Source organism: Streptomyces sp. NPDC015661 (genome assembly GCF_043077765.1).
In the GTDB taxonomy this organism is placed as follows: domain Bacteria; phylum Actinomycetota; class Actinomycetes; order Streptomycetales; family Streptomycetaceae; genus Streptomyces.
In genome coordinates this window covers 301,206-322,777 of the sequence record NZ_JBIBST010000001.1, presented here as the reverse complement: position 1 = coordinate 322,777, position 21,572 = coordinate 301,206, and the positions used below count along the sequence as shown (strand labels likewise).

The 21,572-nt window shown below is 74.1% G+C and carries 16 protein-coding genes and 1 pseudogene; 7 read left to right on the top strand and 10 right to left on the bottom strand.

Going from position 1 to position 21,572, the window contains the following annotated elements:
• Window positions 1-102: 102 nt before the first annotated feature.
• Window positions 103-1,332: a threonine ammonia-lyase gene (gene ilvA / locus ACF07V_RS01500; protein WP_392150865.1), complete on the top strand. Its 1,230-nt coding sequence runs from the start codon at window positions 103-105 to the stop codon at window positions 1,330-1,332.
• Window positions 1,333-1,382: 50 nt separating this feature from the next.
• Here ilvA and ACF07V_RS01495 read toward each other — a convergent pair whose 3' ends face one another.
• Entirely contained in the window at window positions 1,383-1,907 is a 525-nt protein-coding gene (locus ACF07V_RS01495; protein ID WP_392150864.1) for a helix-turn-helix domain-containing protein, read from the bottom strand.
• A 261-nt stretch (window positions 1,908-2,168) separates the two neighbouring features.
• Between ACF07V_RS01495 and ACF07V_RS01490 the strand changes: the two genes are divergently transcribed.
• The 3 genes from ACF07V_RS01490 to ACF07V_RS01480 are packed head-to-tail and all read left to right on the top strand — an operon-like array spanning window position 2,169 to window position 6,995.
• Complete coding sequence (locus tag ACF07V_RS01490) at window positions 2,169-5,078, top strand: BTAD domain-containing putative transcriptional regulator (RefSeq protein ID WP_392150863.1); 2,910 nt, start codon at window positions 2,169-2,171, stop codon at window positions 5,076-5,078.
• 40 nt (window positions 5,079-5,118) lie between these two features.
• Window positions 5,119-6,144: an ATP-binding cassette domain-containing protein gene (locus tag ACF07V_RS01485; protein ID WP_392150862.1), complete on the top strand. Its 1,026-nt coding sequence runs from the start codon at window positions 5,119-5,121 to the stop codon at window positions 6,142-6,144.
• Window positions 6,141-6,995 (top strand): ABC transporter permease, encoded by an 855-nt coding sequence (locus tag ACF07V_RS01480; protein WP_392150861.1) that lies wholly within the window; start codon window positions 6,141-6,143, stop codon window positions 6,993-6,995. Before ACF07V_RS01485 ends, ACF07V_RS01480 begins: the two co-directional genes overlap by 4 nt.
• Window positions 6,996-7,008: 13 nt before the next feature.
• Here ACF07V_RS01480 and ACF07V_RS01475 read toward each other — a convergent pair whose 3' ends face one another.
• The 4 genes from ACF07V_RS01475 to ACF07V_RS01460 all read right to left on the bottom strand — a co-directional run bounded on the left by ACF07V_RS01475 (window position 7,009) and on the right by ACF07V_RS01460 (window position 12,946).
• Window positions 7,009-9,291 (bottom strand): protein kinase, encoded by a 2,283-nt coding sequence (locus ACF07V_RS01475; RefSeq protein ID WP_392150860.1) that lies wholly within the window; start codon window positions 9,289-9,291, stop codon window positions 7,009-7,011.
• A gap of 4 nt (window positions 9,292-9,295) precedes the next feature.
• Window positions 9,296-11,788, bottom strand: a complete 2,493-nt coding sequence (locus ACF07V_RS01470) for a PQQ-binding-like beta-propeller repeat protein (RefSeq protein WP_392150859.1) — start codon at window positions 11,786-11,788, stop codon at window positions 9,296-9,298.
• A 68-nt stretch (window positions 11,789-11,856) separates the two neighbouring features.
• Window positions 11,857-12,354 (bottom strand): transcription elongation factor GreA, encoded by a 498-nt coding sequence (greA, locus tag ACF07V_RS01465; RefSeq protein WP_369146167.1) that lies wholly within the window; start codon window positions 12,352-12,354, stop codon window positions 11,857-11,859.
• Between the two features lie 190 nt (window positions 12,355-12,544).
• Window positions 12,545-12,946, bottom strand: coding sequence for a DUF4307 domain-containing protein (locus ACF07V_RS01460; RefSeq protein WP_392150858.1), 402 nt, complete (start codon window positions 12,944-12,946; stop codon window positions 12,545-12,547).
• A gap of 98 nt (window positions 12,947-13,044) precedes the next feature.
• On the opposite strand from ACF07V_RS01460, the gene mca reads away from it, so the two are divergent.
• Together mca and ACF07V_RS01450 are read left to right on the top strand one after the other, a co-directional pair.
• A complete protein-coding gene (gene mca / locus ACF07V_RS01455; protein ID WP_392150857.1) occupies window positions 13,045-13,926 on the top strand; it encodes a mycothiol conjugate amidase Mca in 882 nt (293 codons plus the stop codon).
• A complete protein-coding gene (locus ACF07V_RS01450; RefSeq protein ID WP_392150856.1) occupies window positions 13,919-14,158 on the top strand; it encodes a hypothetical protein in 240 nt (79 codons plus the stop codon). Before mca ends, ACF07V_RS01450 begins: the two co-directional genes overlap by 8 nt.
• 431 nt (window positions 14,159-14,589) lie before the next feature.
• Here ACF07V_RS01450 and ACF07V_RS01445 read toward each other — a convergent pair whose 3' ends face one another.
• Window positions 14,590-18,108 carry a tetratricopeptide repeat protein gene (locus ACF07V_RS01445; protein WP_392150855.1) on the bottom strand — a complete coding sequence of 1,173 codons (3,519 nt, stop codon included), beginning with the start codon at window positions 18,106-18,108 and terminating at the stop codon, window positions 14,590-14,592.
• Between the two features lie 110 nt (window positions 18,109-18,218).
• Between ACF07V_RS01445 and ACF07V_RS01440 the strand changes: the two are divergent.
• Window positions 18,219-18,386: pseudogene (locus tag ACF07V_RS01440) on the top strand (DUF255 domain-containing protein); the annotation flags it as partial.
• 550 nt (window positions 18,387-18,936) lie between these two features.
• On the opposite strand, the gene ACF07V_RS01435 reads toward ACF07V_RS01440, so the two are convergent.
• From ACF07V_RS01435 to ACF07V_RS01420, 4 genes are read right to left on the bottom strand one after another with little or no spacing between them, the layout of a single operon-like run.
• Window positions 18,937-19,689 (bottom strand): SDR family NAD(P)-dependent oxidoreductase, encoded by a 753-nt coding sequence (locus ACF07V_RS01435; protein WP_392150854.1) that lies wholly within the window; start codon window positions 19,687-19,689, stop codon window positions 18,937-18,939.
• Window positions 19,690-19,748: 59 nt separating this feature from the next.
• Window positions 19,749-20,411, bottom strand: a complete 663-nt coding sequence (locus tag ACF07V_RS01430) for an NAD(P)-dependent oxidoreductase (protein WP_392150853.1) — start codon at window positions 20,409-20,411, stop codon at window positions 19,749-19,751.
• Between the two features lie 37 nt (window positions 20,412-20,448).
• Window positions 20,449-20,820 carry a DoxX family protein gene (locus ACF07V_RS01425; protein WP_392150852.1) on the bottom strand — a complete coding sequence of 124 codons (372 nt, stop codon included), beginning with the start codon at window positions 20,818-20,820 and terminating at the stop codon, window positions 20,449-20,451.
• Window positions 20,821-20,860: 40 nt separating this feature from the next.
• A complete protein-coding gene (locus ACF07V_RS01420) occupies window positions 20,861-21,571 on the bottom strand; it encodes a DsbA family protein (protein WP_392150851.1) in 711 nt (236 codons plus the stop codon).
• Window position 21,572 lies beyond the last annotated feature (1 nt).

The window sequence follows — 21,572 nt, the reverse complement described above, 5'->3', positions numbered from 1 at the left end:
AGTACGCGGCCCCGCCGGGGTCCGTACCGGCGCTGCGCAAACCCGTTCGGCGACCCGGCCGCCGGGCGGCCACGAGGGCCGTGAGCTGCGAGACTTGCTGTCATGAGCTTCCGTATGCCACACCCCTTGCACCGGCTGATGCTCGACGACGTGCGGGGGGCGCAGAAGATGCTGGCCGGGGTGGCCAGGGTGACGGCGATGGAGGGCAGCCGCCATCTGTCCTCGCTGGTGGGAGCCCCGGTCCACCTCAAGTGCGAGAACCTCCAGCGGACCGGTTCGTTCAAACTCCGCGGGGCCTACGTACGGATCTCCGGTCTGCGGCCCGAGGAGCGGGCGGCCGGGGTGGTCGCGGCCTCCGCCGGCAACCACGCGCAGGGCGTCGCGCTCGCCTCGAAGCTCCTCGGGGTGCACGCCACCGTCTTCATGCCGGTCGGCGCCCCGCTCCCGAAGGTCGCGGCGACCCGGGAGTACGGCGCCGACGTCCGGATGCACGGCCATGTCGTCGACGAGACGCTCGCGGCGGCGGAGGAGTACGCCCGCGAGACCGGCGCGGTCTTCATCCACCCCTTCGACCACCCCGACGTCATCGCCGGCCAGGGCACGGTCGGCCTGGAGATCCTGGAGCAGTGCCCCGAGGTGCGGACGATCGTCGTCGGCATCGGCGGCGGCGGGCTCGCGGCCGGCATCGGGCTCGCGGTGAAGTCGCTGCGCCCGGACGTGAAGGTGATCGGCGTCCAGGCGGAGGGCGCGGCCGCCTACCCGCCCTCCCTGGCCGCCGGGCATCCGGTGGTGATCGAGTCGCCCGTGACGATGGCCGACGGGATCAAGGTCGGACGCCCGGGCGACGTGCCGTTCGCCCTGGTCCAGGAGTACGTCGATGAGGTCCGTACGGTCTCCGAGGACGCTCTCTCCTCGGCGCTGCTGCTCTGCCTGGAGCGGGCGAAGCTCCTGGTCGAACCGGCGGGCGCGAGCCCGGTGGCCGCCCTCCTCGCCGACCCCACGTCCTTCCGGGGCCCGGTCGTGGCGATCCTCTCCGGCGGCAACGTCGACCCGCTGCTCCTCCAGCGGATCCTCCGGCACGGCATGGCCGCCGGGGGCCGCTACCTGAGCCTGCGGCTGCGCGTCACGGACCGGCCGGGGGCGCTCGCGACCCTGCTCGCGGTCCTGACGGTCGTCGACGCGAACGTCCTGGACGTGAGCCACGTACGGACCGATCCGCGCCTCGGCCTGACGGAGGCGGAGGTCGAGCTGCACCTGGAGACGAAGGGCCCCGAGCACTGCCGGGAGGTGGAGGAGGCGCTGCGCGACGCCGGGTACACGGTGCTCGGCTGAGCCGCCCCCGCGCCTCCTCCCGCGCTCCCTCCCGCGCCTCCTCCCGCGTCTCACCTGCTCTTACGGGCCGCCCTGCTGAGGACGCCCACCAGGCCGCCGCCGACCAGGGCCCCCGCCGCGATCAGGCCCAGCGGCCGGCCCAGTTCCGGCCGGCCGGACGCCCGCCGCGGGACCGGGATCACGGGGACCAGCACCGGCTCCCGGCCCCGTACGCGCTCGTGGGCGGCGGCCGCCGCGCGGGCGGCCGTCTCGTGCGCGAGGGAACGCTCCAGCCGGAGCAGCAGGGGGCGCGGGTCCGTCCCGGCGGCCGCGGCGAACTCCTCGACGGCGACCCGGGTCGGCAACTGCTTCTGGTTCAGGAACCGTTCCCACGAGGAGCGGCTGTAGTGGGTGCGCTGCGCGAGCTTGCCGTAGCTCAGCTCGGTGGCGCACTTGATGCGGCGCATCTCGGCGGCCAGCTCGGCCCAGGGCGTCGTCGCCTCACCGCCGCCGCACCCCGAGCACTCCCGGTCGCCCGTCTCCCCCGTCCCGTTCGCCCCGCCGGTCCTGCCCGTGCCGTGTGCGCCGACCGCCATCTCAAGCTCCCCGTCGTCGTCGTACTCCGTGCCAGGACCCCAGCATCACCCCCGGGACCAACGGCCCGCCAACAGCACGCCAACGGGCGTCCCGGGCTCCCGTCCGGGACACCGGGACGGCCCGACACGCCGCCGCGCCCACCATGCGAAACCCCGTCACGTTCCGGCCGCCCCCGGCCTACGATGCGTCCGTCGGATCACCTCCCTGGCGGCTGGTGAACGGCGAGGGCCTGTCGGACGGGCCCCAGGGGGAGGGGCGCCGTGCGATTCGGGCTGCTGGGTTCGTTCGTCGTGGAGGACGCCGGGGGCACACCCCGGCCGGTCGGGACGCCGAAGGCGCGGGCCCTTCTCGCGGTGCTCCTGATGCGGCCGAACTCCCTGGTCTCCTGGGACACCGTGAAGGCCGCGATGTGGGGGGAGTCGGTTCCGGCCACCGCCCGCGCCTCGCTCCACAACCACGTCGCCCGCCTCCGGCGCGTCCTGGACGCCGACGGCGAGACGGAGTCCCGCATCCAGGTCGCCCCCCTCGGCTTCCGACTGCGGGTCGGCGAGGACGAGCTGGACGTCACCCTCTTCGACGACTGCCTCTGCCGGGCGCGCGCCGCGAGACTCGCCAAGGACTGGACCGCCGTCCACGCCCTGACCGGCTCGGCGCTCGCCCTGTGGCGCGGCGAGCCGCTCTCCGGCATCGCCCTGCCCGACACCGAGCGCGGACCCTTCGTCCGGCGCCTCGAAGAGGCCAGGCTCCAGGTCCTGGAGTGGCGCTACGAGGCCGACCTCCACCTGGGCCGCCACCAGGGCATCGCCGCCGAACTCGCCGAGCTCGTCGCCGCCCATCCGCTGCGGGAGACCTTCCACGGCCAGCTGATGCTGGCGCTCCACCGCAGCGGACGGCAGGCCGACGCCCTCCTCGCCTACGACACCGCGCGCCGCACGATCCGGAGCGAGCTGGGCGTCGACCCGGAGCCGGGGCTCGTGGAGCTGCACCGGCGCATCCTCCGGCTCGACCCCTCGCTCGCCGTGCCCGCGCCGGAACCCGAGGAGCCGCCCGCCGCCGTCGGTACGAGCGCCGGCCCCGCGCCCGTACCGCACCAGCTGCCCTCGGCGATCGACGACTTCACCGGCCGGGAGGAGGAGCTCGCGCGGATCGTCGGCGAGCTCGCCGCGACCGACCGCCCCGAGGGCGCGACGGTCCTGGTCCACCGGGTCTCCGGTGGTGGGGGCATGGGCAAGACGACCCTGATGGTGCAGGCGGCGCACCGGATCCGCGAGCGGTTCCCGGACGGGCAGGTCTTCCTCGACCTGGGTGGCATGACCACCATGCCCATGACCCCCGAGAACGCCCTCGGGCTGCTCCTCCGGACCCTCGGCGTGGCGCCGGAGGAGGTGCCGGACGGGGTGCAGGCCCGCAGCGCGCTCTTCCGCAGCCTCGTCGCCGGCCGGCGGATGCTGATCCTCCTGGACGACGCGGGCGACGCGGCCCAGATACGGCCCCTGCTGCCGGGCGCGGCGGGCAGCGCCGTCCTGGTCACCAGCCGCCGCCGGCTGGTCAGCTTCCCGGGCGTACGGATCGACCTCGGGGCCCTCCCGGACGACGCGGCCCACCGGCTCCTCGCCTCGATCGTCGGGGAGGAGCGGGTCGCGGCGCAGCCGGAGGCGACGGCGGAGGTGCTGCGCGCGTGCGGCGGGATGCCGCTGGCGCTGCGCCTCGCGGGCTCCCGTCTCGCCGCCCGGCCCGCCTGGTCGGTCCAGGACCTGGCCCACCGGCTGCACAACCACGGCCGTGTCCTGCGCGAGCTGTACGCCGACGACCTGCACGTCCGCACGGCGCTCCAGATGAGTTACGAGCTCCTCCTCCAGGAGCCGGCGGGTCCGGACGGTCCGGCGCGGGCGTTCCGGCTGCTCGGGCTGATGCCCAGCGTGGCGTTCGGCGTCGAGGCGGCCGCGGCCCTGCTCGACTGCGACGAGCTGTGCGTGGAGGACTGGCTGGAGGCGCTCGTGGACGCCCATCTCCTGGAGTCGCCCGCGCCGGGCCGCTACCAGTTCCACTGCCTGGTCCAGGCGCTCGCGCGGGAGCTCGCCAAGGAGACGGACACCGAGGACGAACGGCTGCGGGCCGTCGAGCGCCTCGTCACCTGGTGCCTGCGCGGCGCCGACGCGGCCACCGCCCGCCTCGCGCCCTCGGCCCGCCGCGTACCCCTCGGCGAGGGCCCGGAGGACCGGGGGCCGGAAGGCCGGGGGCCGGGAGAGCAGCGGCCGGAAGGCCGGGAGCCCGGAGAACAGGGGCCGGAAGCGGGGCGGGCCCCCTTCGCCGGCTACGACGAGGCGTACGCCTGGTGCGAGCGGGAGCGGGAGCTACTGGTCGCCGGGGTGCCCCTGGCGCACGGGGCCGGCCTCCACGCCCTCGCGTGGAAGGTGGCGGCCTCCCTCTGGGCGTACGTCAGGCTCGGCCGGAGCGACGACTGGCAGTCCACCCACACCACCGGCCTCGCGGCGGCCAGGGCCGCCGGGGACGAGCGGGGCGAGGCGTGGATGCTGAACGGTCTGGGCAACGGCCGGATCCAGGCGGGCCGCCCCGACGAGGCGATCGCCTACTACCGTCAGGCGCTCGGCATCCACGAGGGGAAGCCGGACCGGGACCGCGAGCTCGGGGCCGTCCTCAGCAACATCGGCACCTGCTGGACCGACCTCGGCGACCACCTGTCCGCGCTCCGTCACTACCAGCAGGCCCTCGTCCACGAACCCGACAGCGCCGCGACCAGGAACAACCTGGCGGACGCGCTGGCCAACCTGGGCCGCCACGACGAGGCCCTGGCCGTGCTCGACGAGGCGGAGAGGAAGCAGCGCGCGACCTGCGACCGGGTGAGCCTCGCCATCGGCCTGCGGATCCGGGGTGACGTCCTGCGCGGTGCCCGTCGCCCCACGGAGGCGGTCGAGGCGTACCGGAGCGCGCTCGTCCTCCAGCGTCAGGGCGGGGACCTGCACGGAGAGGCGGTGTCGTTGTCCGGCCTCGGGGACGCCCTCGCCGACCTCGGCGAACCGGCCGAGGCCATGGCCTGCTGGGAGAGCGCGCTGCTCGGCATGGAGCGGGTCGGCGACGCGGGCAGGGCCGTGGAGCTGCGGCGACGGCTGGTGGAGACTCACTGGGCGGGAGCCGCTCCGCAATCCTAGGATCGGGAGGAAACGCCCGAATCTCTCTGGGAGCGTCCACATGCCAGGCGCGATCTACGCCGAGGGTCTGGTGAAGACATTCGGCGATGTACGAGCTCTGGACGGCGTCGACCTCGATGTGCCGGAAGGCACCGTCCTGGGTCTGCTCGGCCCGAACGGCGCGGGGAAGACGACCGCGGTGCGGGTCCTGACGACCCTGATCAAGCCCGACAGCGGGCGGGCCGTCGTCGCAGGGATCGACGTCCTCAGACACCCCAACGAGGTCCGCCGCTCGATCGGCCTCTCCGGCCAGTTCGCGGCGGTCGACGAGTACCTCACCGGCCGCGAGAACCTGCAGATGGTCGGCCGGCTCTACCAGATGAGGGCGAAGGCGGCGAAGGTGCGGGCCGGCGAGCTGCTCGACCGCTTCCACCTCGCCGACGCCGCCGACCGGCCCGCCAAGACGTACTCCGGCGGCATGCGCCGCCGCCTCGACCTCGCGGCCGCCCTCGTCGTCTCCCCGCCGGTCATGTTCATGGACGAGCCGACCACCGGCCTCGACCCGCGCAACCGCCAGGAACTGTGGGACGTCATCAAGGAGCTCGTCGCCGGCGGTACGACCCTGCTCCTCACCACCCAGTACCTGGAGGAGGCCGACCACCTCGCCCACGACATCTGCGTCGTCGACCACGGCAGGGCCATCGCCCGCGGCACCTCCGACCAGCTCAAGGCCCAGACGGGCGGCGAGCGCGTCGAGGTCGTCGTGCACGAACCGGAGATGATCACCGACGCCCGGGACGTCCTCGCCCGCTACGGCCTCGCCGGGATCGGCCACGGCGAGGTCTCCGTCGAGGACCACACCCGCAAGCTCACCGTCCCCGTCACCGGCGGCGCCAAGCTGCTCGCCGAGGTCATCCGCGACCTGGACGCCGTCGGCGTCGAGATCGACGACATCGGCCTCCGCCGCCCGACCCTCGACGACGTGTTCCTCTCCCTCACCGGCCACGTGGCGGACCTGGGCGAGGAGGAGGGCGAGGGCAAGGCGGCGGCCGGGGACGGGAAAGGCCGGAAGGAGGCCGTGAAGTGACCACCGCCCTGAGGTCGGCGGACCCGCTGACCTCCCCGCGCCCGCGCGGGGGGATCGCCCAGTCCGTCAACGACTCGCTCGTGATCGCGCACCGCAACCTGATCAGGATGTCCCGGATCCCCGAGATGATCGTCTTCGGGCTCATCCAGCCGATCATGTTCGTGGTGCTGTTCAGCTACGTCTTCGGCGGCTCGATGGAGATCGGGAACTCCACCTCGCCCGCCGTCTACCGCGAGTTCCTGATGGCCGGCATCTTCGCCCAGACCGTCACCTTCGCCACGGCCGGAGCGGGCGCGGGCATCGCCGACGACATGCACAAGGGCCTGATCGACCGCTTCCGCTCGCTGCCGATGGCCCGCGGCGCCGTCCTCACCGGCCGCACCCTCGCCGACCTCGTCCAGACCACGCTCACCCTCGTCGTCCTGGCGATCGTCGCCCTGCTCGTCGGCTGGCGCATCCACGAGGGCGTCCCCAAGGCGCTCGCCGCCTTCGCCCTCCTGCTCCTCCTCGGCTACGCCTTCTCCTGGATCGGGGCGCTGATCGGCCTCTCCGTCCGCACCCCGGAAGCGGCGACCTCGGGCGGGCTGATCTGGCTCTTCCCGGTCACCTTCATCTCGATCGCGTTCGTGGACTCCAGCAACCTGACCTCCTGGCTGCAGCCGATCGCCGAGTGGAACCCGTTCAGCGCGACCGTCCAGGCCTGCCGCGTGCTCTTCGGCAACCCCGGCGTGTCCACCTCCGACGCCTGGCCGATGCAGCACCCGGTGTGGGCGTCGCTCCTCTGGTCGATCCTGATCATCGTGGTCTTCCGGACGCTGTCGGTGCGGAAGTACCGGTCGGCGACGGCGTGACCCGCCGGGAGGATCAGGGCAGGTAGCCGGAGAAGACCATGCCGTCGGGGAGGGCGACGAAAGCCGCCCCTCCGGCGGCCAGCGACACCCCGGCGGCCTGCACCTGGAAGTCCCGCGGCAGGTTCGCCTCGAACGTCTCCACGTCGGATGTGGAGGTGGGACCCGACGCCGGGACGGAGATCGCCTCGTCCTTTGCCACGGCGAGGACCCGGTCCCCCGCGAAGTACACCTCGCGCAGGACGCCCTCGGTCACCACCGGCAGCATGGACCAGCGCCGCTCGCCGCTCTCCAGGTCGTACGCGCTGATGACCTGGCCGCTCGCCACCGCCACGAGACCGTCCGCGTTCACCGCGGGACCCCCGGTCACGGCGGCGCCGAAGGACCGCTTCCGCCGCAGCGTCGCGGCGTCGAGCACCGTGACGGACCCGTCCGAGGAGCCCGTGCACAGCACGCTGCCGCTCTTCTCGTGCACCACGAACGCCTGGCAGCCCTCCGCCCCGCGCGCCACCTCCTCGCCGGTACGGGCGTCGAGCGCGACCGGCACGTTGCCGAGCGGCACCAGGACCCGTCCCGCCGCCGCGACCGGCTGCTCCGGCAGCGCGTCGAGCCGCTTGCGCCACAGCTCCTCGCGGTCGGCGAGGCGTACCGCGGTGACCAGGCCGGTCCGCTCGTCGCGCATGTTCACGTACGTCGAGTAGAGGACGCCGTCCCGCAGGTCGGTGCCCTTCACGGCGAAGTCGGCTCCGGGCGCCGGGACACGTCCCCGCTCCTTCCCGTCGCCGACCCCGTACGCGACGATCCCGTCCGGCCCCGTCACATACGCCGTGTCGCCGACGACCGCCGGGTACTGGGGTCCACTGAGCAGCCCCTCGCCCCGGCCCGGCACCTTCCACAGCTCCTTGCCGTCCGCGGCGCTCAGCCCGGTGACCGCGCCGCCGTTCCCCGGGCAGACCAGGACCTTCGGGGAGAGCGCGCAGCTGCCGACGCCCTGCTCGACCCGCGCGGTCCAGGGCGACCAGCCCGCCGGACGGTAGGCACGGTCCGTGGCGGCCGCGCCGAAGTCACGGCCGTGGCCCTCGCCCCCGTACGGCAGGACCACCTGGCTCAGCGAGGCGACCGGCGGCGTCGTGCCGGCGCCGCTCGACGGCCCCGCGACCCCGCCCGTGGACCCGCCCCCCTGCCCGCCGCCCCGGTTCAGCAGCACCACGCCGCCCGTCGCCACCAGGGCCACGGCCACCGCGCCCGCGACGACGGCGCCCCACGGGCGGCGGCGCGGCTCCACGGGGGCCGCCGCGATCACCGGCCGGTCGGTCAGCGCCGTGGGGGAGTACGGCACGACCGGGCCGAGCGTCGGCAGATCGGCCACGCCCGACCCGGAGGCCGCCGCCTCCCCGGCGCTCCGGGCCGCCTCCCCGTACTCGGCGAGCAGCGAGAGCACCCCGCCGGGCCACGGGAAGGCCTCGGGAGCGGCGCCGCCGCCGAGGAGCTCCGCGAGCTCCGCCGCCGACGGCCGCTCGGCCGGGTCGAGCCGCAGACAGCGCTCCAGGACCGGCCGCAGCTCCGCCGGAACCCCGTCGAGCTCGGCCTCGGCCCGGCTGATCCGGTAGATCACGGCCGCCATCTCGTCGTCGTGGAACGGCCCCCGGCCGCTCGCCGCGAACGCGAGGACCGCGCCCAGACAGAACACGTCCGAGGCGGGCACCACCGCCCGGCTCCCCACCAGGTGCTCCGGCGACATGAAGCCGGGGGAGCCCACCACCAGACCGGTCGAGGTCAGCGCCGTCGCCTCGAAGGCCTGCGCGATCCCGAAGTCGATCAGCTTCGGCCCGGCCGCGGCGAGCAGCACGTTCGCCGGCTTGAGGTCCCGGTGCAGCACCTTCACGGCGTGCACGCCCGCGAGCGCCCGCGCGAGGGCGGCCCCGAGCGCCCGGACGGTCGCGACGGGCAGCGCCCCGGACCGTACGACGGCCTCCGCGAGCGAGGGCCCCGGCACGTACTCGGTCGCCAGCCACGGCGAGGCCGCGTCGGCGTCCGCGTCCACGAGCCGGGCGACCCCCGGCCCGTCCACGGTCCGCGCCGCCGCGATCTCGCGCCGGAAGCGGGTCCTGAAGTCCCCGTCGACCTCCAGGTCGTCCCGTACGGTCTTCACCGCGACCATCCGGTACGGATCGGCCGTCGGCGCGTCCGTACGGCAGGCGAGGTGCACCTCGCCCATGCCGCCGGCGCCGAGGCGGGCGAGCAACCGGTAGGGGCCGAGGATCCGCGGCGGCCGGTCCTGCGGCAGGGCTTCCAGCAAGGGACTACTCCTCGGGCAGTGCGACGGAGGCGACGACGCCGGTGTCGTACACGACGTGGGCGACACCGCCGAGCGGCAGGACCACCGGCGGACGGATCTCCCGGTCCAGGTACGTGCCGTCCACGCGGTCGTACGGGTCCTTGGCGCGCGGCCCGGGGGCGCCCGGCACCGGCACGACGCGCTCCTTGCCGGGCGCACCGCCGCTGCCGAGCGGCACCAGGTGCAGGGCCGAGAAGTCGGCGTACAGGACCGAGGTACCGGCGATCAGCGGGTCGGAGACGAGCTGCTGCTTCCCGTCGGCCGAGGTGACCGGGGGAATCGGGTAGTGGCCGAAGGCCTTGCCGGTGGCCGGGTCCAGGACGTAGACACCGGCGGGCTCGCCCGTGTTCCCCCAGTCGGCCCAGCTCATCGGGCCCCGGTCGAGGACGACGGCGGCGCGCGCGGACAGGGCGGTCGGCCAGGCACCGGACTTCGCGACGTCGGCGGGCACCGCGAGCGGGCCACTGCCCACCGGGGCGAGCGTCGCCGCGTCCAGGCGGTACAGCTCGAGCCTGTCCGCGTTCGACGCGTTGGTCGGTGCGCAGTACGCGTACCGCCCCTGGATGTGGAGGCTGTCGCACCCCTTGGCCTCGGACGGGACCTGGCCGCGCTGCTGGCCGGTCTTCGCGTCGAACGCGACGAAGCCGCCGTCGCTCATCGCGTACACGAGCCCCTTGGCGTAGGCGACGGGCTCGAAGTCGCGGAAGTCCCCGCGCGCGAGGTCGGCGTTGGTGAGCGACTTGGACCACAGCTCGCGGCCGTCGGCCAGGGAGAAGGCCGTCATGTGCCCGCTGGTCTCGTCACCGGTCGGGACGAAGACCATGCCGTCGCCCACGACCGGCTGGGTGCGCATCCTGGCTCCGGCGGTGCTCTTCTTCTCCCAGCGCACCGCGCCGCTGCGGGCGTCCCGGACCTGGACGCGCTCTCCGGAGAGCAGGACGACGGAGCTGTCGTGGACCGCGGGCACGGCGGTGCCGCCCGCGATGAAGATCCCGCCGGTGGGTCCGATGAAGCTCATGGCGTCGCGGGGGTCCGCCACCAGGTCCGCGGTCCACAGCCGCTTCCCGTTGGCCGGGTCGAGGGCCTCGTACCGCCCGTCCGTCGTCCGGCACACCAGCGCCTGCTCCCCGGCCGAGCAGCCGAACGCGGGGGCGGTCAGCTTCGCCCGCCAGGGCTTCCAGCCGGCCGGGCGCTGGGCGGCGTTCTGCGCGACGACGCCCGAGGCGTCGGCGGGGCCGCGGTCGCTCACGCCGGGGACGCGGGGCCCGGCGGCCTTCGCGGGGGCCCGCGGCGGCGGCGCCGGCTCGGGCCACAGCAGGTACACACCCAGCCCACCGGCGGCGACGGCGAGCGCGAGGACGGCGGCGAGCAGCCGCTTCCGCCGCTTCCGGGGCGCCTCGGCGGCGGGCACGGTGGGGGACGAGGCGGGCGCGAGCGTCGGTACGGAGTGCAGACCCGGGACCGTCGCGGTGACGAGCGGCCCGGGCGCGGCGGGCCCCGCCTCCAGGAGCGGCCCGCCCGAGGCGACGAGCTGGGCGAGCTCCCTGCCGTACTCGCCGATGTGGTCCCGGACGCCCTCCGGCCACGGGAAGAGCTTCGCGGCCCCGGTGCCGAGCAGCCCGGCCAGGGCCTCCGGTGCCGGCCGGTCCGCCGGGTCCACGGCCAGGCAGGCGGCGATCGTCCCGCGCAGCTCCTCCGGGACGCGGGACAGATCGGCCTCGGCCCGGGAGACGCGGTAGAGGACGGCGGCGAGGGGCCCGTCGCCGAAGGGGTCCTCGCCGGTCGCCGCGTAGCAGAGGAGCGAGCCGAGGCAGAACACGTCGGATGCGGCCGTGACCCGGCGGGCGCCGGCCACGTGCTCGGGGGACATGAAGGAGGGCGTGCCGACCATGAGACCGGTCGAGGTCATGGTGGTGGCGGTGCTGCTGCGGGCGATGCCGAAGTCGATGAGCCGGGGGCCGTCGACGGAGAGCATGACGTTGCCGGGCTTGAGGTCCCGGTGCAGGACCCCGGCCCGGTGCAGGTCGGCGAGGGCCCGGGCGACGTCCGCGCCGAGCGCCCGGACGGCGGCGACGGGCAGCGGGCCGCCGCGCCGCACGGCCTGCGAGAGGCTGGGGCCCGGGACGTACGCGGTGGCCAGCCAGGGCACCTCGGCGTCGGCGTCACCACCGACGGGCGCGGCGGCGTAGGCGCTGTCGACGAGCGCGGCGACCTTGATCTCCCGCCGGAAGCGATCCCGGAAGGCCGGATCCCCGACGACATCCCGCCGCACGGTCTTGAGGGCGACGAAGGTGCCGTTCCCGACCCCGTCGGCGTCCCGCGCGAGGAACACCTCGCCCATGCCGCCGGCGCCGAGCCGGGCGAGCACCTCGTACGGTCCGATGCGGCGTGGCGCGCCCTCGCGCAGCGGTCCCAGCACCTCGTCCTCCCCCTGGTGACGCGACGTCAGAACCCGCATCGTTGCATGCACATGCAACACGAAGGGCCGGCCCCCGGGGGCCGGCCCTTCGCTCAAGGAGTCGCTGCTCAGCCGGTGTACGGCTTCGCGCTGAGGATCTTCACCGTGGCCTTCTTGCCGTTCGGCAGCTCGTACTCCGCGTCGTCACCGGCCTTCTTGCCGTTGACGCCGACGCCGAGCGGCGACTGCGGAGAGTACGTCTCGATGTCACCGCTCGCGTACTCGCGGGAGGCCAGCAGGAAGGTCATCGTGTCGTCCTCGTCGCCGTCGAAGGCGATCGTGACGACCATGCCGGGCTCGACGACGCCGTCGTCCGCCGGCGCCTCGCCGACCTTGGCGTGCTGGAGCAGCTGGGTGAGCTGGCGGACCCGGAGCTCCTGCTTGCCCTGCTCCTCCTTGGCCGCGTGGTACCCGCCGTTCTCGCGCAGGTCCCCCTCTTCGCGCGCCGCGGCGATCTTCGTCGCGATCTCGGTACGCGCGGGACCAGACAGGTACTCAAGCTCGTCCTTGAGCTTGTTGTACGCCTCCTGGGTGAGCCAGGTGACGTTGTCGCTGGTCTGGGTCACAGGTGCTCCTCGTAGGTACTGGGAATACAAAGCATCGCCCTACACGGGAAAACTGTGCTGTCCCGGGCGGGCGAAACCACGAGCCTAACAATGAGTGGCGAAAAGCGGGAGGACATAAACCACAAGGATGGCGTCACCCCAGGTCACCGTGGTGACTCGCCGGGACTCGACACCCCGTCCCTACCCACCGCTACCGCGCCGTACACCCGATGAGCTCGGCGCTCGTCGCGCGGGCGGTCGTACGGATCGAGAAGACACGGTCGACGCGGGTGGCGGCGTCGGCGATCCGGACGTCCTTGCGGGCCACCTCGGCGCCGTCCTCGGAGCGGGAGCGCAGCGTGCAGACGCCCTCGACGTCCTTGTCCTTGCGGATCTCCAGGTGCACCTGGACCTCGGCTTCGCTCACCACGTCGAACTTGATCACTTCGGCGCTGATCTTGCTGTCGACGACGTAGTGCCAGCCGAACCAGCCCATCACGCCGAGGAAGAGGACACCGAGCACCGCTCCGGTGATCATGAGCTTGCGGTCGGCCCGCTCATCCGCGGAGCGCCCGTAGCGCCCCTCGGGCAGCTGCTCTCGCACCGCGCTCATGGGGGATCCTCTCGAAGCCGGGGGTGGCGGAATTTTCGCTCCCCCGATTCCGTCACTATAGAGACCACCCTCCGCGTCGAATCACTGAGGATCGAGTCTTGACTGAGCAGCTGCGATTGATGGCCGTTCACGCCCACCCCGACGACGAGTCGAGCAAGGGTGCGGCCACGATGGCCAAGTACGTGTCCGAGGGGGTGGACGTCATGGTGGTGACGTGCACGGGCGGCGAGCGCGGCTCGGTCCTGAACCCCAAGCTTCAGGGCGACCCCTACATCGAGGCCAACATCCACGAGGTGCGCCGCAAGGAGATGGACGAGGCCCGCGAGATCCTCGGCGTCTCGCAGCACTGGCTGGGATTCGTCGACTCGGGCCTGCCCGAGGGCGACCCGCTGCCGCCGCTGCCCGAGGGCTGCTTCGCCCTGGAGGACGTCGACACGGCGTCCGGTGCCCTGGTCCGCGAGATCCGCTCCTTCCGTCCGCAGGTCGTCACGACCTACGACGAGAACGGTGGGTACCCGCACCCCGACCACATCATGACCCACAAGATCACGATGGTGGCCTTCGACGGCGCGGCCGACGCCGAGAAGTACCCGGAGGCCGAGTTCGGCCCGGTCTGGCAGCCGCTGAAGCTCTACTACAACCAGGGCTTCAACCGGCCGCGCACCGAGGCCCTGCACGAGGCGCTCCTCGCCCGCGGCCTGGAGTCGCCGTACGGGGACTGGCTGAAGCGCTGGGACGAGTTCGGCGGCAAGGCGCGCAACCTCACCACGCACGTCCCGTGCGCGGAGTTCTTCGAGATCCGCGACAAGGCCCTGATCGCCCACGCCACCCAGATCGACCCCGACGGCGGCTGGTTCCGCGTCCCGATGGAGATCCAGAAGGAGGTCTGGCCGACGGAGGAGTACGAGCTCAGCAAGGCGCTGGTCCCGACCTCCCTCCCCGAGGAAGATCTCTTCGCGGGCATCCGCGACAATGCCTGACATGAGCGCACACCTGGCACTGACCCAGCTTGTCCCCTTCGCCGCCGAAGAGCTGGACAAGAACAAGGTGACCCCCGGCGTCCTCGGCTTCGTCGTCTTCGCGGCCCTGGCCCTCGCAGTCTGGATGCTGATGAAGTCGATGAACCGCCACATGGGCAAGATCACCTTCGAGGAGGCCCCGGACCCGAAGGCGAAGCCCTCGGACACCCCGGCGACCACCCCGGGCAAGTAGCCGACGGACGGCCCGGCCCCACCAGGGGCCGGGCCGTCTCGGCATGCCCGGGCCTGCCGATCTGGGCCTGCCGATCTGGGCCTGGCGATCCGGGTCCGCCGATCTGGGCTCGCCGATCCATGCCCGCCGATCTGGGCCCGGATCCGTGCCTGCCGGTCCGTGCCTGCCGGTCCGTGCCTGCCGGTCCGTGCCTGCCGGGCCGTGCCTGTCAGGCCTGCCGTGCCCGCGCAGGCCTGCCGTGCCTGCCAGGCCTGCGGGGCCTGCCGGGCCTGCGGGGCCTGCCGGGCCTGCGGGGCCTGCCGGGCCTGCGGGGCCGGCCCGCCATGCCTGCGCGGGCGACCCCGGGTGCCCTGGGCAGGCCGGCCAGGCGCGGGACGGGCACGTCCGGTCCCGAGCCGTGCGGCGGCCCGGGGCCTCGGGGCCGGCCCCGCTCAGGACGCCTCCGGGACCCCCAGGACCTCCCGGGCCGGGCGGGACGGGACCAGGCCCAGGTCCCAGGCCTGCCAGGGGGTCGTCGGGGCGATGCCCCGGTCCAGGAGCAGGGCGTGGGCCTCGGCGCAGTCGTCGACCCTCGGGTCGCGCGCCGGATGCCGGTCCGCGGCCAGCGCCGCGAGCTCCTCGCGCGCCGACGCCGTCCCCGGCTCCGGCGTGCCCGGCGCCGCGTGCGGGAGCAGCCCGCAGCGCAGCAGCCGGGCCCAGTCCGAGCCCCGCCGGTCGCCGTACGCGTCGAAGAGCGAGCGCGCCTCCTCGCACAGCGCGAGCGCCTGCGGGACCCGCCCGTTGCCGGCGTCGACGATCGCGAGCTCCAGACAGGCCCACGCCTCCCCGTGCGCGACCCCGATCCGCCGGAAGTCCGCCCGCGCGTCCACGAGCAGCTGCCGGGCGAAGCCCGAATTGCGCAGGTTCCCCGCCCGCGCCCCCTGCTGGTCCCGGCTGACCCGCCCCAGCTGGTGCCGGGCGCAGGCGAGCCCGTACAGGTCCCGCATCCGCGAGAACATCGACCGCGCCCGCCCCAGCTCCCGCACCGCCTCGTCCCGGTCGCCCCGCTCCTCGAGGGCCTGCCCCAGGTAGTACAGCGTCCACGCCTCGCCGCGCGCGTCCTCCTGCTCCCGGTGCCGCGCGAGCGCCCCGCGCAGCTCCTCCACCGCCGCCTCCGCCTCCCCGCCGGCGAGCCGCGCCCGGGCCAACTGGGTCAGCGCCCAGGCCTCGCCGCGCCCGTCGTGGACGCGCCCGTACGTCTCCAGGGCACGCCGCAGCTCGCCCTCCGCGCCCGGCACGTCACCCCGGAGCAGCAGCACCTGCCCGAGCTGGAAGTGCGCCCACGCCTCGCCGTGCAGCGACTCGTGCTCCCGGTGCAGGGCGAGCGACCGGTCGAGGAGCGCCGTCGCCTCCGCCAGATCGCCCCGGTCCCGCTCCACCGCGGCGAGCGCGTGCAGCGTCCAGCCCCGGTCGGCGGCCAGGGACTCCGGCTCCTGGAGCGCGAGCGCCTCCCGCAGCCGCGCCGCGGCCTCCGTGAGCCGCCCCTGGTGGTGCAGGGTGATCCCGAGCGAGCAGAGCGCGAGCGCGGCCCCCGCGTCCTGGTGGGCCTCCTGGTAGAGGGAGACGACCGAGGTCAGCGTCTGGTGCGCCTTGTCGAGCTCGCCGAGCTGCCGGGCCGCGATGCCGGTCCGCCACCGCACCGAACGGGTCAGCAGCCCCTGCCCGACGGACTCCGCCAGCTCGTTGATCTCGCCGAGCCGGTACAGGTCGCCGCGCAGCAGGCAGTAGTCGCAGAGCGCGCTGAGCAGACCGAGCACGGTCTCCTGGTCGACGCCCTCCGCGTGCCGCAGGGCCGCCGTGATGAAGCTGGACTCCTCGTCGAGCCAGCCGAGCGCGGCCTCCAGGGAGCCGAAGCCGTGCCCGTCGAACCGGTCGGCCCGCGTCGACATCTTGCCGTCGACCATCCGGATCACCGCGTCGGCGAGCTCCGCGTGGTTCCGGATGAGCCGCTCCTGCGCCGCCGCGACCTCGGCCGCGTCCTCCTCGTCCAGGAGCCGCACGGCCGCGAAGCCGCGCACCGCGTCGTGCAGCCGGTACCGCTCCCCGCGGACGTGGTCGAGCAACCCGGCCGCGGAGAGCTCCCGCAGCCGCCGGGCCGCCTCCGGCCCGTCTCCGCCGAGCAGCGCGGCGGCCGCCGCGGCGCCGAGGGAGGCCCGCCCGGCCAGCGCGAGCCGCCGCAGCAGCTGCCGGGCGTCCTCGTCGAAGTCGAGGAAGTACCGTACGGACAGGGCGCGTTCGAGGGGATCGGTGCCCCAGCCGGGCCGGGCGAGCACATGGCTCACCTCGTCCATGGAGCGGTGCCCGAGCAGGGAGCCCACGACCCGCAGCGCCAGCGGCAGGCCGCCGCACAGCTCCCGTATCCGCTCGAAGGCCTCGGCGTCGTACGGACCGGGGTCGGGCGCGCCGGCCGTCGCCCGCAGCAGCTCCTCCGCGCCCGCCGCGTCGAGCGCGGCCACCGGCAGCGCGTGCACCTCCGCCGGTACGTCCTCGCCGAGGTCCAGCGGCTCCCGGCAGGTCACCAGGACGAGGCTGTCGGACCGCTCCGGCAGCAGGGCCCGCACCTGGGCGGCGTCGCCGGCGTCGTCGAGGATCAGTACGACGGGCACGCCGCTCAACTGCCGCTGGTACAACTCCGAGAGCCGCCGCACCTGTTGCTCGGCCGAGGCGCCCTCGCGGAAGAGCAGCCGGTCGCGCGGGGCGCCGAGCCGGTTGAGGAGGTGCAGCAGCGCCTCCCGGGTGGAGACGGGCCGCTCGCCGCTCGCGGCGCCCCGCAGGTCGACGACACAGGCCCCGCGGAACTGGTCGCGCAGCGCGTGCGCGGCCCGTACGGCGAGGGCGGTGCGCCCGGATCCCGGGGCGCCGTGCAGCAGCACCACGGTCGGCCGGGTGACCGCCGAGGCCCGCCCGGCCTGCACCCACCGGGTGAGGGACGCCAGCTCCTCCCGCCGCCCGGCGAACATCCGGCCGGGATCGGGCAGGTGCCCGAAGGACCGCTCGAGGACGGTACGGCTGCGGGCCGCCGCACTCCGGTCGGCACCCCGCAGCCGGCCACCGGGAAGCCGGTCGTCCCGCGCCTGCCGCGGCACCGCCACCACGCCGTCCGACACCCGGCCCGAACCGCCCCGAGACACGTCACCGGACACCCGGCCCGAACCGCCCCGAGACGCACCGTCCGACACCCCGCCCGAACCGCCCCGAGACACGTCACCGGACACCCCACCCGAAGCGCCCCCCGAACCGTCCCCCGACACCCCGCCCGAAGCGACCCGAGACGCCTCGCCCGACACCCCACTCGACATGACCCCTGCCGCGCCGCCCGGCGACACGCCTGCCGCGCCGCCCGGCGAGACGCCCGCCGCGCCGCCCGGCGAGACGCCCGACGCGAGGGCAGCCCGCTGCCGCTCCAGGAAGGGCCGTACGCCACGGGTCTCCAGGGCCTTGAGCCATGCCTGCCGCAGTCCGTCGAGCGGCGGTGCGTACCGGTCGACGGCCGGCCGGGTCGTCGCCGTCACCTTGAGCACGGTCGCCGCCGCTCCAGCGACCGCCACCGCCGCGCCCGTGCCGAAAGCCGTTCCCGCGCCCGTGCCGAGGGCCAGGTCCGCGGCGACGGCGACGGCCGTCGCGACCCCGGCGACAAGCGCGGGAGCACCCACCGCGGGCCCGGTGAAACGGTCCTTCCACCGCACCCGCCCGAACGGCGTCTCCGTCCGGCCCTCCCAGGACTCCAGAGCCTCCAGGAAGGCCGCGTACTCGCCCTCCGCGCTCGCCGCGATGGTGTCCAGCGCCTCCCGGCCCCGCGCGAGCAGCTCCTCGGCGGGCAGCGCGTCGGCCGGGTCGGCGGAACCGCGCGCCTCCTCCCGCACGATCCGCTCCAACAGCCGTTCGACCACGGCCCGGTGACTCTCCCGCATCTGCGTTCCCCCTCCGCGCGTGCCCGACGAATCCGGCCCAGTGTCCTGCGTCGCGCGCGTCGGCGCGAGAGAGCGGAGAAAGGAGGAGACCGCTGCGGCAGGATGGGGGCATGCCGAACCGACTGGCCCATGAGACCTCCCCGTACCTCCTGCAGCACGCCGACAACCCGGTCGACTGGTGGCCGTGGTCGGCCGAGGCCTTCGAGGAGGCCCGGCGCCGCGACGTCCCCTTGCTGCTCAGCGTCGGGTACAGCTCCTGCCACTGGTGCCAGTGCATGTGAACAACCAGGTAGTCACGACCTGGGGTGTTGTCAGGGTGTAGCCGCATGGACACGCGTGATCAGGAACTGAACACAAGCATCGATGCTTGGGCGGGGGCCGGAACAGGCCGCCAGTTCTGCCGGAGTCTGGAGGACGGCACATCCGCTGTTGCCGCTGGGGAGTAGGGGAGCAGGGTCGCGGACTACGGGCCCGGCGGCAGCCCCTTTCGCACGGTGTGGGGAGGCAGCAGATCGCGTGGTGTCGGCGGTAGCCGTCGGTAGCAGAGCTGGACGACCGGGTGAACTCGTACAGCGGGCGATCAGCCGGCTGCGCGTTTAGCTCGCCACCGGGCGGAGGGTCGAGCTGGACCAGGACCGGGGTGGGATCCTGGGTATTGCCGGAGGCGTCAACCAGTAGCCAGACCCAGGCCGCCAGCCGCGCGAGGGTCGGGCACGGTGGACTCGATCCAGTCCTCCGTGCCCGTAGGCGGGTTCTTGCCGATGTTGACGAGGGCGCTGTGTCCGGTGCCGCTGAGGAAGTGCCGCTCGTCGGCGAGGTGAAGGACCCTTATGCCGTCGGGAAATGGGATGTCTTGTCTCCGGGAGAGGTCGGCTGGGGGTGGACCTGCTCGATGCGGTCGCGCTTGGTGTACAGGTCCCAGTAGTGCTCGGCGAGGTCGTCAGGGTCGACGAGCGGGCCGACGCCTTCCGGCAGGGATGCGGCGGCGATCTCGCCCATCTCGCTGCGGGCGATGAAGGCCGCGATGGACAGGGTGCCGGCGTAGGCGCCGATGTCGGCGAGTTCGCCGTTGAGGGAGTGCAGCCAGTTACGGGCGGCGGACATCAGCGGGCCCACGCCGCTCATGTACGGCCGCGGCGCCACGGCGGTGTGGCCGGTGGTCATCAAGAACGCGCCGTCGCCGCGCTCGGCCCACTCCGGCAGCACCGCGCGGACCACCTCGACCGGGGTGAGCAGGAGAAGGGGGCTGTCCTTCTGCAAGGTGGCGGCGTCCAGCTTGGCGGCGGGCGAGAAGCTCTGTTCGCCGCTGATCGGCCCGTACTCGATGACGTCGATCCGGCCGAAGCGGTCGCGGATGGCGTCGATAAGGGCGGGAACCTCGGCGGGCTTGGAGAGGTCGGCGGTGAATCCGGCCGCGTCGATGCCCTCGGCGGTGAGCTGTTCGACGAGTGCGTCGAGGCGGTCCTTGCGGCGGGCGACGAGGGCGACGCGGAAGCCTTCGCGGGCGAAGCGGCGGGCGACGGAGGCGCCGAGACCGGTGCCGGCTCCGAAGACGGCGATGACCTTGGGCGTGTCGGGCATGGGGATGTCTCCTCGGGATTCAGGGGTGTTGTGGCTGTTCGGCAGGGGTTCGGGGTGGGTCAGCCGCGGGCGTTCCACACCAGCGGGGCGCGGCGGATCCAGGTGTCCTCGTCGACGGTGTCGAGGAGGAAGCGGGCGAGGTCGGCCCGGTTGATCCAGCGCCCGGGGGCGGTGGTGCCGGGGTCGGCGGCGCGCAGGGGGCCGGTGGCGGGCTTGTCGGTGAGGGCGACGGCGCGGGCGAGGGTCCAGTCGGTGTCGGAGGCGCGCACGGCCTGGTCGACGCCGGTGTGGTCGGTGAAGCCGGCCTTGATGTTCGACAGGTTGATGAACGCCTTCATTAGGGGGTTGAGGCGGGCCCAGTCGTCGCCGGCGCCCTGGGAGGAGGTCAGGGCGATCCGGCGGATGCCCTGTTCGGCCATGACGGTCAGGGTGTTGCGGGCGGCGTCGGTCATGAACATCGGCGGGCTGACCGGCTTGGCCCAGGGGTTGTCGGAGGCTCGGGCGTTGTTCAGCACGCTGATCACCGCCTGGGTGCCGTGGGCGGCCCGGCGGATGTCGTCGATGTTCGCGGGCGTGCCCTGGATCAACTCGACGCCGGCCGGGGCCAGGACGGCGGAAGGGTCGCGGACGAGGGCGCGGACGCGGTGGCCGCGTTCGGCGGCCTGCGCCAGGACGTGGAGGCCGGTGCGGCCACTGCCGCCGAGGACGAGCAGGTCGGTCATGGGAAGTCATCGCCTTTCGCGGGCGGGTTCGGAAGGATCAAGAGCCGTACGGGCCGAAGCGGCCCCAGGCCACCACGGCGGACAGGGCCAGCAGCACACCGTTCATGCCGATGGCGCTGTACTCCCGGCGGCGGAGGTGGAAGGCCCCGGCCAACGCCATCACCACCACGAGGCCGACGGCGGCGAGCGGCGTGAGGACCACCGCGACACCGGTGACGGCGGGCAGGACCAGGCTGAACGCGGCGGCCAGCTCGACCGCCCCGATCAGCCGTACCGTGCCCGGCGCGAGGTCCTTGGCGTACGGCAGGGTGCCGGCGAGCTTGTCGATTGGCTGGGTCGTCTTCATGACGCCGGCCATCGCGAACACCGCGGCCAGCAGTCCCTGCAGGACCCACAGCAGGACGTTCATCGGACTCCTCGGTTCTGGATCACGGGTGCTGTGGGGGGATTCAGCCGTGTACGGGGACGGCACAGCCGTCCGGGCCGCAGACCGGGGCGTCACCGCCACCGGCGACGGGGGTGAGGGGGTGGGTGTCGTCCCAAGCGGTGCGGAGCAGGTCCAGCAGGGTGTCGCTGTCCTGGGCTCCGGGGACGCCGTAGCGGCTGTCGACAACGATGAACGGGGCGCCCGTCGCGCCGAGGCGCTGGGCGCGGGCCGCGTCGTCGCGGACCTGTTCGCGGTAGCGGCGCTGGGCGAGGGCCTGTCGGGCCTGCTCGCGGTCCAGGCCCAGGGTGTCGGACAGCGCCAGCAGGTCGTCCGGGGAGAAGACGGGCTCGGCCTTGCCGAAGTAGGTGTCGAAGATCGCGCCCCACGCTTCGCGGTTCTTGCCCTGGGCGGAGGCGTGGGCGAGGAACTCGTGGGCCAGGTCGGTGTTGCCGACCTGGTTGTCCAGCACCCGGTAGGGGCTCAGTCCCTCGGCCGCGGCCAGTGCCTCGATCCGCCGGGTCGACGTCTCGGCCTGACTGCCGCCGACACCGTGCCGTCGCAGCAGAGCCTCGCGGACGGAGAAAGTGCGGTCCTCGGGGAAGCTGCTGCTGAGCGGGAACGAGTGGTGGACCACCTCCACCTCGCTGGCGTGCTCGAACCGCTCCACGGCCTGCTCCAGGCGGTGGTTGCCCAGCCCGCACCAGGGGCACGTCACCTCGGACCAGATGTCCACC